Source organism: Nannocystis pusilla (assembly GCF_026626665.1).
Classification (GTDB): domain Bacteria; phylum Myxococcota_A; class Polyangia; order Nannocystales; family Nannocystaceae; genus Nannocystis; species Nannocystis pusilla.
In genome coordinates this window covers 4,876,314-4,890,537 of record NZ_JAPNKE010000002.1, presented here as the reverse complement: position 1 = coordinate 4,890,537, position 14,224 = coordinate 4,876,314, and the positions used below count along the sequence as shown (strand labels likewise).

13 protein-coding genes are annotated in these 14,224 nt (G+C 71.9%); 9 read left to right on the top strand and 4 right to left on the bottom strand.

All coding sequences use genetic code 11. The features are described 5' to 3' along the window. Positions 1 to 27: 27 nt before the first annotated feature. Positions 28 to 648 carry a DUF47 domain-containing protein gene (locus tag OV079_RS21575; RefSeq protein ID WP_267770748.1) on the bottom strand — a complete coding sequence of 207 codons (621 nt, stop codon included), beginning with the start codon at positions 646 to 648 and terminating at the stop codon, positions 28 to 30. 478 nt (positions 649 to 1,126) lie between these two features. Between OV079_RS21575 and OV079_RS21570 the strand changes: the two genes are divergently transcribed. The 7 genes from OV079_RS21570 to OV079_RS21540 all read left to right on the top strand — a co-directional run bounded on the left by OV079_RS21570 (position 1,127) and on the right by OV079_RS21540 (position 8,367). Beyond that, positions 1,127 to 2,527: a CotH kinase family protein gene (locus OV079_RS21570; protein WP_267770747.1), complete on the top strand. Its 1,401-nt coding sequence runs from the start codon at positions 1,127 to 1,129 to the stop codon at positions 2,525 to 2,527. A gap of 830 nt (positions 2,528 to 3,357) precedes the next feature. Next, the gene (locus OV079_RS21565; RefSeq protein ID WP_267770746.1) at positions 3,358 to 4,275 is read left to right on the top strand and encodes a sigma-70 family RNA polymerase sigma factor; all 918 of its coding nucleotides are present in this window, start codon (positions 3,358 to 3,360) and stop codon (positions 4,273 to 4,275) included. 137 nt (positions 4,276 to 4,412) lie between these two features. Beyond that, positions 4,413 to 5,168, top strand: coding sequence for an SDR family oxidoreductase (locus OV079_RS21560; RefSeq protein WP_267770745.1), 756 nt, complete (start codon positions 4,413 to 4,415; stop codon positions 5,166 to 5,168). A 7-nt stretch (positions 5,169 to 5,175) separates the two neighbouring features. Then, the gene (locus OV079_RS21555) at positions 5,176 to 5,670 is read left to right on the top strand and encodes an Ohr family peroxiredoxin (RefSeq protein ID WP_267770744.1); all 495 of its coding nucleotides are present in this window, start codon (positions 5,176 to 5,178) and stop codon (positions 5,668 to 5,670) included. A gap of 113 nt (positions 5,671 to 5,783) precedes the next feature. Next, positions 5,784 to 6,203 carry a cupin domain-containing protein gene (locus tag OV079_RS21550; protein ID WP_267770743.1) on the top strand — a complete coding sequence of 140 codons (420 nt, stop codon included), beginning with the start codon at positions 5,784 to 5,786 and terminating at the stop codon, positions 6,201 to 6,203. Between the two features lie 111 nt (positions 6,204 to 6,314). Continuing rightward, positions 6,315 to 7,307 (top strand): LysR family transcriptional regulator, encoded by a 993-nt coding sequence (locus OV079_RS21545; RefSeq protein WP_267770742.1) that lies wholly within the window; start codon positions 6,315 to 6,317, stop codon positions 7,305 to 7,307. Between the two features lie 67 nt (positions 7,308 to 7,374). Next, positions 7,375 to 8,367, top strand: a complete 993-nt coding sequence (locus OV079_RS21540) for a hypothetical protein (protein ID WP_267770741.1) — start codon at positions 7,375 to 7,377, stop codon at positions 8,365 to 8,367. A 141-nt stretch (positions 8,368 to 8,508) separates the two neighbouring features. Here OV079_RS21540 and OV079_RS21535 read toward each other — a convergent pair whose 3' ends face one another. Next, on the bottom strand, positions 8,509 to 8,934 hold the full coding sequence (locus OV079_RS21535) for a hypothetical protein (protein ID WP_267770740.1): 426 nt from the start codon (positions 8,932 to 8,934) through the stop codon (positions 8,509 to 8,511). 114 nt (positions 8,935 to 9,048) lie between these two features. Then, entirely contained in the window at positions 9,049 to 9,852 is an 804-nt protein-coding gene (locus tag OV079_RS21530; protein WP_267770739.1) for a hypothetical protein, read from the bottom strand. Between the two features lie 98 nt (positions 9,853 to 9,950). Between OV079_RS21530 and OV079_RS21525 the strand changes: the two genes are divergently transcribed. Together OV079_RS21525 and OV079_RS21520 are read left to right on the top strand one after the other, a co-directional pair. After that, a complete protein-coding gene (locus OV079_RS21525; RefSeq protein ID WP_267770738.1) occupies positions 9,951 to 10,727 on the top strand; it encodes a protein kinase domain-containing protein in 777 nt (258 codons plus the stop codon). Next, positions 10,661 to 12,583, top strand: coding sequence for a tetratricopeptide repeat-containing protein kinase family protein (locus tag OV079_RS21520; protein ID WP_267770737.1), 1,923 nt, complete (start codon positions 10,661 to 10,663; stop codon positions 12,581 to 12,583). The genes OV079_RS21525 and OV079_RS21520 overlap by 67 nt, the downstream gene beginning before the upstream one ends. 230 nt (positions 12,584 to 12,813) lie before the next feature. Here the strand turns inward: OV079_RS21520 and OV079_RS21515 are convergent, their stop codons facing one another. Next, positions 12,814 to 14,046 carry a cytochrome P450 family protein gene (locus OV079_RS21515; protein ID WP_267770736.1) on the bottom strand — a complete coding sequence of 411 codons (1,233 nt, stop codon included), beginning with the start codon at positions 14,044 to 14,046 and terminating at the stop codon, positions 12,814 to 12,816. Between the last annotated feature and the right edge of the window lie 178 nt (positions 14,047 to 14,224).

Here is a 14,224-nt window from a genome sequence, read left to right as displayed (position 1 = left end):
ACGACGATGATGACCAGCGCGATCGCGTCAGCCATGCTTCACCGCCAGGTGCTTGAGGCGCTCGGCCACCGTCTCGCAGCTGTCGATCGCCAGCTCGAGGTCCTCGAGCACCTCTTTTTCGCGCAGGAGCGCCCGGGTGTCGATCGTCGGGTCGTGGAACAGCCGGCCGAGCGCGGCGCGGAACACCCGGTCGCCCTCCTTCTCGCGCTGCTTGATCGCCCGGGCCGCGGTGAGCAGGCGCGCGTAGTCGTGGCGGCGCAGGGCGGGCAGCTCGCCGTGCAGCAGCTCGGCGGCCTTCGTCAGCACCTCGATCATCTCCAGCATCGGTCGCGTCGGCCGCGGCAGGCGGTAGAGCGCGAGGGTGCGGGCCGCCAGGTCGATGTCGTCGATGATGTCGTCGATCGCCGCGACCAGGCCCTGGATGTCCTCGCGGTCGATCGGCGTGACGAACACTCTCGCCAGTCGATCCTCGACCTCGTCGACGAGCGCGTCGGCGCGGTGCTCGATGTCTCGCACCGCGGCATGCACCTGCTCCGGCGGCGCTCCGGCGGCCAGCCCGGCCAGCGCCCGCGCCGCCTCGGCCACCAGCGCGCCCTGCTGCTCGATGAGCCCGTAGAACACGTCCTCCCGCGGGAGGAGCCAGCGCACCACTCCTGCAAATTCATGGGACCTCGGGGCGTGCGCCGGTTCGTCGGCGCCGAGGCACGGGCGACGAGAGGCGGATCGAGCGGACGTTCATGCGCTTCGAGGGTAGCCCTGGGGGGACCCGCGACAATGGCGTGTGTGTCTCGATCGTGGCGAAATGTGAAGCCCGCCTGGCGATCCGCCGGGCTCCACAATTCTTCATGATCGGGACATATGCGGGAAACCTGCGCCGGGAGGCCGCAGGGTAGGGTGACGGGGATGTCCTCGACCGTTCGCTCGCTCCTCGTCGCGCCGCTCGGCGCGTGCCTGTTCGGCCCTGTACTCGCCTGCGGTGACGCAGGAGCCGGCGGAAGCGACAGCGACACGGGCACCACGGGCTCCTCCACCGGCGATACCGGCGAGCCGACCACCGGCGGCGATGCCTCCTCCGAGACCGGCAGCACCGGCGAGCCTCCCCTCCGCCGACGAGCCGGACTACGAGATGGCGTTCCCGCAGGATCGCGTCGCGCGGCTCGACATCACCATCACGCCGGAGGACTGGCAGGCCATGCTCGCCGACATGACCGACATGGCCGGGGAGTTCGGCACCGGCATGGGCATGGGGATGAATCCGCCGATGCCCGACACCTCGGCCTGCGAGGGCCTCGCCGCCGGCGACGCCTGCGAGGGCGAGTTCATGGGTCAGGCGATCGTCGGCATCTGCACCGATTTCATGGGCGCGCTGGTGTGCTTGCCGGAGGACCTGCCGGGCCCCGGAATGGGCGGTGGCGGGGGCGGGACGGACCTCCTCCCGCGCACGCCGATCTACGTCGAGTGCGAGGTGAGGAGCGGCGACGACGTCTGGGAGCACGTGGGGATCCGCTTCAAGGGCAACTCGAGCCTGTCGATGCCGTGGTCGCAGGGGATCTACAAGCTGCCGCTGCGCCTCAACTTCGACAAGTTCGAGGACCTGCACCCCGAGATCGAGAATCAGCGCTTCTACGGGTTCGAATCGCTGAGCCTGTCGAACGGCTCGCTCGACGCCTCGCTGCTGCGCGACAAGCTCGGCACCGACATCTTCGCCGAGGCCGGGGTGCCGGCGCCGGCCTCGGCGTTCTACCGGATCTTCATCGACCACGGCGAGGGGCCGACGTACTTCGGGCTCTACACCGGCATCGAGCTGCCCGAGGACGAGTCGTTCCTCGACCGACGCTTCGGCGGGCACGACGGCAACCTTTACAAGCCCGACGGCGAGGCCGCGCGCTGGGACGTGTGGGACAGCGAGACTCTGGGCAAGGAGAACAACGAAGACGCGGCCGACTACGGCGACGCGCAGGGGCTGTTCGACGCGCTGCACGCCGATCGCAGCGACGCGGTGGCCTGGCGCGCGGGCCTCGAGGCCCGGCTCGACGTCGACGGCTTCCTGCACTGGCTCGCGCTCAACGCGGTGGTCGAGGACTGGGACGTCTACGGGCGCATGCCCCATAATTACTACGTGTACGCCGACCCGGCCGACGCCGGGCGGTTCTCGTGGATCCCGTGGGATCACACGTTCGCGTTCAGCAGCGGCCAGGGCATCGGCGGCCAGAGCCTGTCGCTGGCGATGGACGAGGTCGGCGACGAGTGGCCGCTCATCCGCTACCTCCTCGACGACGCGGTCTATCGCGACCGCTACCGCCAATTCGTCGAACAGGCCGCCGCCAGCGAGTACGAGCCGGCGAGCATGGGCCCGCGCTTCGAAGCGGCGCACGCGATGATCGCCCCGTACGTGGTCGGCCCCGAGGGCGAGCAGCCGGGGTACACCTTCGTCGCCTCCGAGGCGGCGTTCGCCGCGACCCTCGACGAGCTGCTCGGCCACGTCGAACAGCGCCAGCAGGACGTCGCCGCGTTCCTCGCGCCCTGAGCCGGCCGCGGCGTCGACGGCGATTTCGTGGCCGTGGCAACGTCGCCGCGGGAGCGTCGCGGGCTGTACAATCGGCGCATGGCTGCGCGAAAGCGATCGCCCTCGAAGCCGTCCGCTGTGCCGAAGGACCTCCGCGCTCCGTGGGCCGCGCTCCTCCCACCCGCGATGGCGCGGATCGGGCGCGAGCGCGGCCGCTGGTTCGCGCCGCGACCCGTGGCCGCCGCGGACCTCGCCGCCATCGCCGCGAGCACCGTGCCGCCCGGCTACCTCGAATTCGTCCGCTCCTTCGGCGGAGCGGACAGCATCGAGAAGAGCTTCCCGTACTTCGGCGGCGTGCAGTTCCTGCCGGCGCGCGTGGTGCTCCGCGAGCGCCCCACGCTCGAGGCGACCCCGTCTTGGCCGAAGGGGGCGCTTCCGATTGCGTCGACCTTCGATCCACCCGACGCGTGCCTCGGCAGCTACCACGCGCTCTGTAAAGACGGGGTAGTGCGCTTTTGGACGCGACGCGAGGGTCTCGTGCGCGACGAGCACCCGAGCTTCGACGCGATGCTGACGTGGTTCCTGCGGTCCATCGCCGGGAGCGGCGTCACCTACGATGCGACGACGGGCTTCAGCTTCGAGCTCCGAGCGAGGTCCAGCTCCAGGAGCGCGGCTCGCCGTCTGCCCGTCCAGCGCCGCGGAGCGATCGCGGGGCATGCTCGATCCACGCGCGTCGAGGCTCGACGGCGTGGTGGGTGCATGCACGCGCTGAAGCGCGACTGCGCCGCTGCGGGCCGCGCGGCCCGCCTGGTTGAAATTCGCGTCTGCCCGCGTTACACGCTGCCTGGACCATGGCTTCCGGAGCGCCCGACGCGACGAGCGACCTCGACGAGGTGGCGTCGGCGTTCGTCCGGCTGCGGCCGCGGCTGTTCGGCATCGCGTACCGCATGCTCGGCGACGCCTCGGAGGCCGAGGACCTCGTGCAAGAGGTCTGGCTGCGCTGGCAGAACACCGACCGCGCGGTCGTCATCCACCCGGCGGCGTTCTTGGCCACCACGATCACGCGGCTGGCGATCAACGTCGCCCAGTCGGCGCGGTCGCGGCGCGAGGCGTACGTCGGCCCGTGGCTGCCCGAGGCCGTGGACACCAGCGCCGACCCCGAGGTCGGCGCCGAGCGAGGCGAGGCGCTCGGGCTCGCGGTCCTGCTGCTGCTCGAGCGCCTGAGCCCGACGCAGCGCGCCGCGTACGTGCTGCGCGACGCCTTCGACTACTCCTACGAATCCATCGCCGAGATCCTCCAGCTCGAGGAGGCCAACGTGCGGCAGCTCGTGAGCCGCGCGCGCAAGCACCTCGGCGAGGGCCGCCGGGCGCCCGTGAGCGCGGACCAGCACCGCCGCTTGCTGTCTGCCTTCCTGGTCGCGTCGCAGGCCGGTGACTTCGCCGCGCTCGAGGGCTTGTTCGCCGCCGACGTGGTCAGCGTCACCGACGGCGGCGGCGTGCTCGGGGCGGCGCGCGTGCCGGTGCTCGGCCGCGCCCGGGTCGCCAGGTTCCTGGCGAACTCGGCCCGCAAGTTCTGGCCGGGCACCACGGTCGCGTGGGTCGAGGCCAACGGGCGCGCGGCCCTCCTCGTCTCGCGGGCCGACGCCGCGCTCGCGCTGCTGACGATCGACGCCTCCGACGCGGGCATCGAGCAGCTGCTGTGGATCATGAGCCCGAGCAAGCTCGCCGCGTTCGCCCGCTCGCTGGCGGGCGCTCGCCGTCCGGCCTGAAGCGCTCGGTGTCGCCGATTGGTGCGCGGCGGACAACACAGTGCGTCCGTCCACGTGCCTACCGCCCGATCCGGGCCCAGCATAGGGTTCCACGCGTCGGACCGCCGCGCGCGGCCCGTGAAAGCGCCGAGCACACCATGAAGATCGTCGTCATCGGGGGCACTGGCCTCATCGGAAGCAAGCTCGTCCATCTGCTCCGCCAGCGCGGACACGAAGCGGCGGCGGCCTCGCCCGCGTCGGGCGTCGACACGGTCACCGGCGAGGGGCTCGCCGCGGCGCTCGCGGGCGCCGACATCGTCGTCGACGTCGCCAACTCGCCGTCGTTCGCGGACAAGGCCGTGCTCGAGTTCTTCACGGCCTCGGGGCGCAACCTCCTCGCCGCCGAGGCCGCCGCGGGCGTGAAGCATCACGTGGCCCTGTCGGTGGTCGGCACCGACCGCCTGGCCGAGAGCGGCTACTTCCGCGGCAAGATCGCCCAGGAGCAGCTGATCCGCGGCGCCGCGGTCCCGTACACCATCGTCCGCTCGACGCAGTTCTTCGAGTTCCTCGGCGGCATCGTCCAGTCCGGCGCCGACGGCGACGTCGTGCGCCTGTCGCCCGCGTTCGTGCAGCCGATCGCGTCGGACGACGTGGCCCTGGCGATGGCCGACTTCACGCTCGGCGAGCCGGTCGGCGGCATCGTCGAGATCGCCGGGCCCGAGCGCGTGCGCCTGCCCGAGCTCGTCCGCCGCTGGCTCGCGGCCACGCAGGACCCGCGCGAGGTCGTCGCGGACCCCGGGGCGCGCTACTTCGGCGCCAGGCTGGAGGACGACACCCTGGTGCCCGGCCCCGGGGCGCGCCTCGGCGCGGTGACCTTCGAGGCATGGTTCGCGCGCTCCAGGGCCTCGAGGTGAGGCGCGCATGACGAAGCTCCGGGCGCCGCCGATCTCGCTGCTCGAGCGCTACCACGGCGACGGCTTTCAGCCGCTCTACACCGCGACGGTCCGCGTGACCGGCGGCGAGGCCGAGCACGCGCGCGCCTCGGGCGTCGCGCGTTCGGACGACGGCAACCTCCACGTCGACCTCCGACTGCCGGCGGCGCTGGGCGGCGACGGCGGCGGCACCAACCCCGAGCAGCTGTTCGCCGCCGGCTACGCCGCCTGCTTCCACGGGGCGCTGAGCTTGCTGGCGACCCGGGCCGACATCCCGATCCCCGGCGCCTCGGTGGCGGTGACCGTCGCGTTCGGGCGCGATCCGGACGACGGCCTCTTCATGGTCACTGCGGACGTGACGATCGACCTGCCCGGCGTCGAGCGAGACATCGCCGAGGAGCTGGTCCGCAACACCGAACGCGTCTGTCCGTACGCCAAGATGGCGCGGCAGGGCATCGCCAGCGTCGTCGCGCTCGCGGATTGAAGCGGGCCCCGGCGACGCTCTCACACCATTCATTGCCATGACCCGGCCGGCGCTCTCTCGCCGGCAGACCACCTTTTTCGCTCTCGACGAGGCACACGCGAATGATCTCCTCCATGCAAAAAATCGTCCCTCTCCTCGCTCTCTGCGCGCTCTTCTGGGGCTGCGCCGGCAAGGCGAAGCTCGCACACCCCGACACCGCCCCGGCGGAGGCGGCCGTCACGACGCTCATGACGAAGGCGCTCGCCGACTTCCCCGGCAAGGAGGCCCTGCTCATCACGGTCGACTATCCGCCGGGCGCGGTCGATCCGGTGCACCGTCACGACGCCCACGCGTTCGTCTACGTGCTCGAGGGCTCGATCGTGATGGGGGTGAAGGGCGGCCAGGAGGTCACTCTGAAGCCGGGGCAGACCTTCTACGAGGGGCCCGACGACATCCACACCGTGGGCCGCAACGCGAGCAGCACCGAGCCGGCGAAGTTCCTCGTGCTGCTGATCAAGCCGGAGGGCGCGCCGGTGTTGGTCCCGATCGAGTGAGCGGGGCTGCGGCCACGGGCGCAGCGGGGGGCGCGCCCGACCCCGCGGCGGGGGCGGCGAAAAATTCGCCGCTGGCTGTCACAAGCCGGACGGCTCGCCGGTCCTCCGCCCGTGCCGAGCCATCCGAGCCATCCTCCGCGCCAGGGCCCCGACGCGCTGGCCTCCAGCTTCGCGGCGAGCTACGCCGGGGTCGTCGCCTTCATCGCGGTCGTCACCGAGGGCAGCTTCGCCCGCGCCGGCGACCGCCTGGGGATCGGTCGCTCGGCGGTGAGCCGCAGCGTGCAGAAGCTCGAGGAGCAGCTCGACGCGCGGCTGTTCTTCCGCACCACGCGCAGCACCACGCTGACCCGCGAGGGCGAGCTGTTCTACGAGAACTGCCACCCGGGCGTCGAGCGCATCGTCCAGGCGCTGGAGGAGATGCGCGAGCTGCGAGAAGGGCCGCCGCAGGGCCGCTTGCGCGTCGCGTCGACGGTCGGCTTCGGACGCAAGGTCGTGGCGCCGCTGCTGCGCGGCTTTCAACGCAAATACCCCGAGGTGGCGATCGACCTGCTGCTCGACGACGCCGCGACCGAATTCACGGCGGGCCACGTCGACGTCGCGTTCCGCAACGGGCGCCTGGAGGACAGCCAGATCGTCGCCAGGCAGCTGTTCCCCATGCAGCTGCTGGTGTGCGCCTCCCCGGCGTATCGAGCGACGCACGGCCTGCCGCGCAGCGTCGAGGAGCTGGCCGAGCATCGCTGCATCAACCTCCGCCACGCGTCGGGGCGGGTCTGCGAGTGGGAGTTCAAGGTGGGCGGCCGTCCCCGCAAGTTCTCGCCGCAGGCGATGACCAGCTTCAACGACGCGGAGCTGGTCCTGCAGGCGGTGCTCGACGGCCAGGGCCTCGCGCAGCTGCCCGGCTACCAGATCTTCGATCTCGTGCAGGGCGGGGCGCTGGTGCCTTGCCTCGCGCAGTACGCCCCCGACGATCGCGGCCACTACATCTGTTATCTGAGCCGCCGCCACCTGCCGTCGCGGGTCCGCGTGTTCATCGACTACATGACGGCGCACACCAGGACCCTCAACGTGCAATCCCTGACGACCTTCTCGGCGGCGCCCAGATAGGCCGAGGTGCGCCGGTGTCGGTCGCGCGCGGTTGGAAATTCGATGAAACGCGGCCATCATCGCCCGCATGTTCGCGAAGTTAGTGTCGGTATCCTGCGCCGGCGGCCGTCGGCTCCGCGGCGCCTGTCGCTCGCTGGTGCTCCTCGCGGTCGCCTGCGGCCCGAAGTCACAGGACACGACCACCGACGGCGGCACGACCGCGCAGACGACCGAGCCGGCCACGACCGCTTCGACGACCACGTCTTCGACTTCGACCTCGACTACGACCACCGCTGGCACGATGGACTTGACGACCACCGGCGATGTGCCGGGCCCGACGACCTCGACTTCCACGACGACGTCGACGTCTTCAACCTCGACGACGTCGACGACGACGACCGACGACCCGCCGTTGTGCTTCGACACCGACGCGACCACCGGCGATCCCGAAACCACCGGTGGCGACGACGAGACCACCGGCGGTCCCGTGCAGTGCCCGCCGGTCGAGGGCCTGCCGTGCACCGCCCCGATCGACTGTACCGACTTTCCGTGCGGCACCTACGCCTCCGGCTACGACGAGCACGGCTGCCCGCGCCGCCGGTGCGAAAACGACGCCGAGTGCGCCGCGGACGAGGAGTGCCTGGATAACGTGTACGAGGGACACGCCGAGTGCGCGGAGCAGGACGGCGTCTGTGCCTGCGCGCCCGGCATGAACTTCGAGCCGGGCGTGTGCGTGCCGAAGAAGGTCATCGACGTCGCCGCGCTGTGCCCGACCCTCACCGACCAGGCCGCCTGCGACCGCTTCTCGTCCCCGAAACTCTGGGAGTTCTGCCTGTGGACGGAGATCGAGCAGCTCTGTCCCGGCACCTGCGCCTCACGCAAGGTCCACCGCTGCATCCACTGGAGCTACCACGGCGCGGGATGCCTCGGCCATTGCGACGGTGTGACGCGCGGCTACACCCGCGAGGGCGAGTTCGGACCCGAGCTCATCGTCACGCAGATCTGTGAGCACGACCCGGTCGGCTGGGATTGGTGCCCCGACAGCCGCAACGCCGAGGTCTGCGACTGCGCCTGCGATTGAGGCCACCGGCCCCTGAACCACAAGTCCTTTCGGACAGGTAACGACAATCCGCACCTGCGAGATCGAGGTCTCGCAGGTGCGGAGTGATGCTGCGGTGCACGCCGGGATCGCTGCGCCCGGACGATGCCCGCCGCGCTGCGATCACACGCAGGACGCGCCCTGGCTGAACACCGGGCCGCACGCGCCGTCCTCGGCGAAGGCGCCGCAGGCGTCGGTCTTGGCCGCCTTGTAGCAGTCGATGAGCTCGCCGACAGTGATCGGGCAGTCGGCCGAGACCTTGTTGGCGCGGCACTCCTCGGCCGTGTTGACCAGCAGGTACGTGCCGTCGGCGTCGCACGTGTACTGCGTGCCGGGCTCGTCGTCGATCGCGGCCAGGAGCGTGTCGCAGTAGGTGGCCTGCTGCTCCTCCGAGAGCTCGGCGAGCGGGCAATCGGTGATCGGGCCGTCGCAGCCGTCGCCGTTGCTGCTGCCGTCGCTGTCACTATTGGCGTTGTCGCCGCTGTCGCCGCCGTCGTCGCCACAGGCCGGGAGGAAGCTGATCGAGGAGAGGGCGAGCAACGAGAGCAATTGAATCGCATGAGGTGGCCTTCTTTGGGACTGGTTCGCCGACCAGACGGAGCCCGGGCTCCGCGGTCGCGGCGAAAAAGACACGCGCGAGAATCGGCCGCGCGCGCGGTCCGATCAGGCCGGTTCGATGGGGAGCGGCTCGTCGCCGGCGTCCAGTCGGGTGGCGATCAAGCGCAGGATGCTGTCGACCGTGCGCGTGCTCACCCCAATGGCGCGTCCGAGCTCGGCGCGGGTGCCCGCGACCAGTCGCTGGCGCGCCGAGGCGCAGCGGCGCGCCGCGGTCGAGCGGTGGATCCGGTAGATGACCGCGAGCTCGTCGATGCCGACCTGATCGAGCAGGTGGTAGCGGAGCAGCAGCCGCTCGGGCATCGGCAGCTTGGCCCACGCGGCCTCCAGCGCCTCGGTGAAGCGCGTGGTGTACAGCTCCTTCTGATAGTCGACGTCCGGATCGCTCAGCGGCGTGATCGGACGTCGGGCCAGCTCGCCGAGGTCCGGCGGTTGGCGCGCGCGCTTGCGATCGAGCACCAGCCTGACCGCGACGGTGCGCACGAAGCCTCCCAGCGCGCCACGCCCCGAGTAGCGCGCGAGCTTCGGCTCACCCCCGGGCGCGCCGACCAGCAGCGCGACGCGCAGGGTCTGGACCATCTCGTCGAGCTCTTCTCCCGCGAGGTCGAGCGCGCGGAGGTTCGGCACCACGTCGCGGACGTAGCGGACCTCGAGGTGGCGGATGGCGTCGCGGTCGCCGAGCAAGCAGGCCCAGGCCACGAAGAGCTCGGCGCGGCGGTCCGCGGCCGCCGGCTCGGACCACAGCTGCGGATCCACGTCGGCCAGACGGCGCGCGACGTCCTCGCGCTGCCACGCCGTCCCCGGCGACGCGACGCGCGCCTGCTCGAGGACCGAGTCGACCAGGTCGTTCACCCGTGCGGCGATGCTAGATCTGCGACTTCGCACAGGTCAACACTGCGGCCTCGGCGGCGGTTGACTCGTCGCGTCGACCTCGACGACATTGCCGCGGGTTGGACGGCTGTCCGGAAGAAGAGACGATCGCCGCGTATCTCGAGGGCGATCTGAGCGCGGCCGAGCGCGCCGCGCTCGACGGCCACCTCGAGGCGTGCACCGACTGTCGCGTGCTCGTCGCCGGGCTGGCGCGCGGGCAGGTCGGTGCCCGCGTCGAGGACGACCGCAACGCAGACCCGATGACCGGCGTGGTGATCGGTCGCTACACCCTCGCCGAGCTGCTCGGCTCGGGCGGGATGGGCCTCGTCTATCGCGCCCACGACCCGGTGCTCGAGCGCGACGTCGCGGTCAAGCTCATCCACGCGCTCGACGTCCGCCCGGCCGATCGCGAGCGGCTGCTGCGAGAGGCGCGAGCGATGGCCCGGCTGTCGCACCCCAACGTCCTCACGGTGTTCGACGCCGGCGAATCGGGCGACGAGCTGTTCGTGGCGATGGCGCTGGTCCGCGGCAGCACCTTGCGCGAGCACTGCGCGCGCCGGCGGCCCGACTGGCGCGAGGTCGCGACGCTGTGCCTGGGCGCCGCCCGCGGTCTCGCCGCCTCGCACCGGGCCGGCGTGCTGCACCGCGACGTCAAGCCCGACAACATCCTGGTCGGCGAGGACGGCAGCGTGCAGGTCACCGACTTCGGCCTGGCCCGCGAGATGACGGACCCCGGCGCGCCGCTGTGGCCGGCGGGCTCCGAGAGCGGGAGGCCGGCACGCCGGGGTACATGGCGCCCGAGCTGCGCGCCGGCGGCGAGCCGACGGCGGCGAGCGATCAGTACGCGCTCTGTCTGACCTTGAAGGAGTGCCTCGGGCGGGTGCCACGCCGGCTCGAGCGGATCGTCCGTCGCGGCCTCGCCGAAAAGCCGGCGGATCGTTACCCGACGATGGACGCGCTGGTGGGCGCGCTCGCGGCCGCGACCGAGCCGCGGTGGCCGCGGGTCGCCGGGCTCCTCGCCTTCGCGGCCGTCGTGGCAGCGGCAGTGGTGTGGGCGCTGCCGGAGGCACCGCAGCCGCCGGTCGTCGACGCCGTCGATCCGTGCGACGAGCCGCGGGCGCGGATGGAAGGCCTGTGGAACCCCGCGCGGAAGCAGCGACTGCGCGCGGACATCATCGACGGAGGCCTCGCACGAGGCGAGCTCTTGAGCGAGCGGCTGCAGGCCCGCCTCGACGAGCAGGCCCGCCGCTGGATCGAGATGCGCACGCAGCTGTGTCGCGACGCGGGCGAGGACCGGGCGATCGCGGCGCGCAGGATCGCGTGCCTCGAGGAGGGCTACGACGAGCTCGACGAGTTCTTGGCCACAGTGGGCCAGGCCGAGCGCGCCGTGCTGCAGCAGGTCGAGTGGCTGTCGTACGGCCTCACGTCGCCGGCGCGGTGCGCGGCCGATGCACCGATCTCGCTGTTGCCGAGCCCCGATCCGGCGGTGCGCGAGGAGGTCGCGCGCGCGCGCCGGGAGCTCCGCGAGGCCAGCGCCATGGCCGACGACGGCCGACTCGACGGCGCGCTGGCGTCCGTGCGGGCGATCGAGGCGACTGCGCGGCGAGTGGGCTACGTGCCGCTCGAGGCCGCCGCGCTGAGCGACGAGGCCAACATGCTCATGATGTCGGGTGACCTGGCGGGCTCGCGGGCGCGGCTGGAGGCCGCGGTCGAGCTCGCCGAGGCGAGCGGCGACGACACTCGCCGGGCGATGGTGCTCGTGAACCTGGTCGTGCTGGTCGGCGTCGGCTACTGGGATCCCGACACGGCGCTGGCCTACGCGGCGCGAGCGCGGCCGCTGGTCGAGCGGTTGCAGCTGCCGATCCTCGCCGGCGAGCTGTGGCGGGCCGAGGGCCAGGCCCTGCTCTACAAGGGGGACGCCGTCCAGGCGCGCGACCGTCTCGAGCGCGCCCTCGACGTCTGGGACCGGACGCTGGTCGGTGATCACGACGCGACCATGGCGACCTTGAACTTCCTCGGCGCGACCGTGCAGCAGCTGGGCGCGTGGGAGGCCGCCGACGACTACCAGCGGCGCGCCCACGAGATGGCGACGCGGCTGCACGGCGAGCACCACCCGACGACCGCGGCTTTCTTGCGAGACTGGGCCAACAACGTCCTCAACCGGGCCGAGGCGGCCGAGGCGCCCGACGAGCGCGAGCGCCTCGGGCGGCTCGCGCTCGCCAAGGCCGACCGCGCCGTCGGCGATCTCGAGGCGTCCCTCGGGCCCGAGAACCCGGAGGTCGCCCAGGGGCAGCTCACCCGCTGCCGCACGTTGTGGGTGCTGCAGGAGCTGGGCAGCGCCGCGTCCGCCTGCGAGCAGGCGCTCGCGGTGTTGCGGCGAGCCCACGGCGCGGACAGCCCGCTGCTGACGGAGTCGCTGCTGGTGCTGGGCGTGGTGCAGCACGCCCGCGGCGAGCTCGGGCCGGCCCACGCCGCGCTCGCGGAGGCGCTCACGCGCGGCGCGACCGGCGATCCGACCCTGCTGGCCGACGTGCAGTTCGAGCTTGCCAAGGTCCTCGGGCAGTTGGGGCAGTCGCGCCGCGCGGTCGAGCTGGCCCGCACGGCGCGACCGGCCCTCGCCGCCGATGCCAGGACCGGCAAGACGCTGGCCGAGCTCGACGCGTGGCTGGCCGCTCGCCGTCCGGCCCGGCGCGCGCGGCCTCCGGCGAAGTGAGGCGAGCTCGCGGCCTGCGGCGCGGATCCGCGTCCGCTCGGGTCCTTGAGATGGCGTATGAGACATGTCTCGATGGCCATGTCATGAGCTCCGCCGGCCGGGAGTCACCGCGCCCACGCTGGCGAATGCGGCCGCGCGCGTCGACGGTGCCGTTGGTGAAGTGTGAAGATTCGCGGGGTCGAACGGCACCCGCGCCGGGTGAACCCGGCCGATAGGATAGAGGGCCGAGTTCAGCGCCGGACTCGCAGCGGCAGGGCCGTCAGGCCGCGGATCGACTGCGAGCGGCGCCAGGTGAGCTCGGAGCGGGGCACGCCGAGCTGCATGTCGGAGTACCGCTGCAGCAGCGCGCGGAAGGCGAGCTTGGCCTCGAGGCGGGCGAGCGGCGCGCCGAGGCAGAAGTGCGGGCCGAAGCCGAAGGCGAGGTGACGGTTCGGCTGGCGGCCGATGTCGAACCGCTCCGGCTCGGCGAAGTGCGCCTCGTCGTGGTTGGCCGAGGCGAGGATCGGGCACACCGCCTGCCCGCGCCGGAGGGTCACGCCGCACAGCTCGGTGTCGACGCAGGCGAAGCGCGGGGCGTTGAGCTGGACCGGGCTGGTGAAGCGCAGCATCTCCTCGACCGCGGCGTCCACGAGCTCGGGGTGGGCGCGCAGGCGCCCCAGCTGATCGGGGTGCTCGAGCAAGGCGAGCACGCCGTTGCCGATCAGGTTGACGGTCGTCTCGTGCCCCGCGAGGAGCAGGATGAGGGTCGACGCGACCAGCTCGTCGAAGCTCAGCTTGTCGCCGGCCTCCTCGGCCTCGACCAGCGCGCTGAGCAGGTCGTCGCCCTTGTTCCGGCGCCGCTCGGCGATAAGCTCGCGCAAGAAGCGGTTGAGCTTGATCATGTTGGGGAAGTTCGTCAGCAGCTCCAGCCAACCGGCGCCGTCCAGCTCGAGGATGCCCTTCATCCAGCGGTGGAAGTGCGGACGATGGCGCTCGGCGACGCCCATCATGTCGGAGATCACCGCGACCGGCAGCGGCAGCGCGAAGTCGGCGATCATGTCCATCGAACCGCGCGCGTCGGCGGCCGCCAGCAGCTCGTCGCTGAGCTGGGCGATCCGCCGCTCGAGCGCGGCGACCCGCGACGGCGTGAACGCCTTGTGGGCCAGCGTGCGCAGCCGCCGATGGTCGGCGCCGTCCTTCATCACCATCGAATCGTTGACGCCCAGCGACAGCCGCGACTCGAGCCACGACACCTCGTGCCCGGCGGTCCGCTTGTCGCTGGCGAAGCGCTCGACGTCCTTGAGCAGCACCATCACGTCGTCGTAGCGCGAGACGTAGAAGCTCTCGCCGCGGCGCCCCTGGTTGATGCGGACGATCGGCATGTCGCGCCGCAGCCGGGCGTAGAAGGGATACGGGTCGCGGCGATACTCCGGCGTCGTGAAGTCGAACGACGGCGTCGGTGCGGTGCGCGTTGGGGCGGTCATGGGCTGTCTCCGGGCGAGCTGAAGTGGGCCGCGTCTCGCTGCGCCGCTCGAAGGGGGCGCGTCTGCATCGTATCGGAGCTCTCAGGGTCGGGGCTCGACGATCGGGAGCGGTGATTTTCGCGCTTCGTCGCCAACGGCTCGTGGGAGGCCCGACGCCGTCGAGGAGACACGCTCCGCG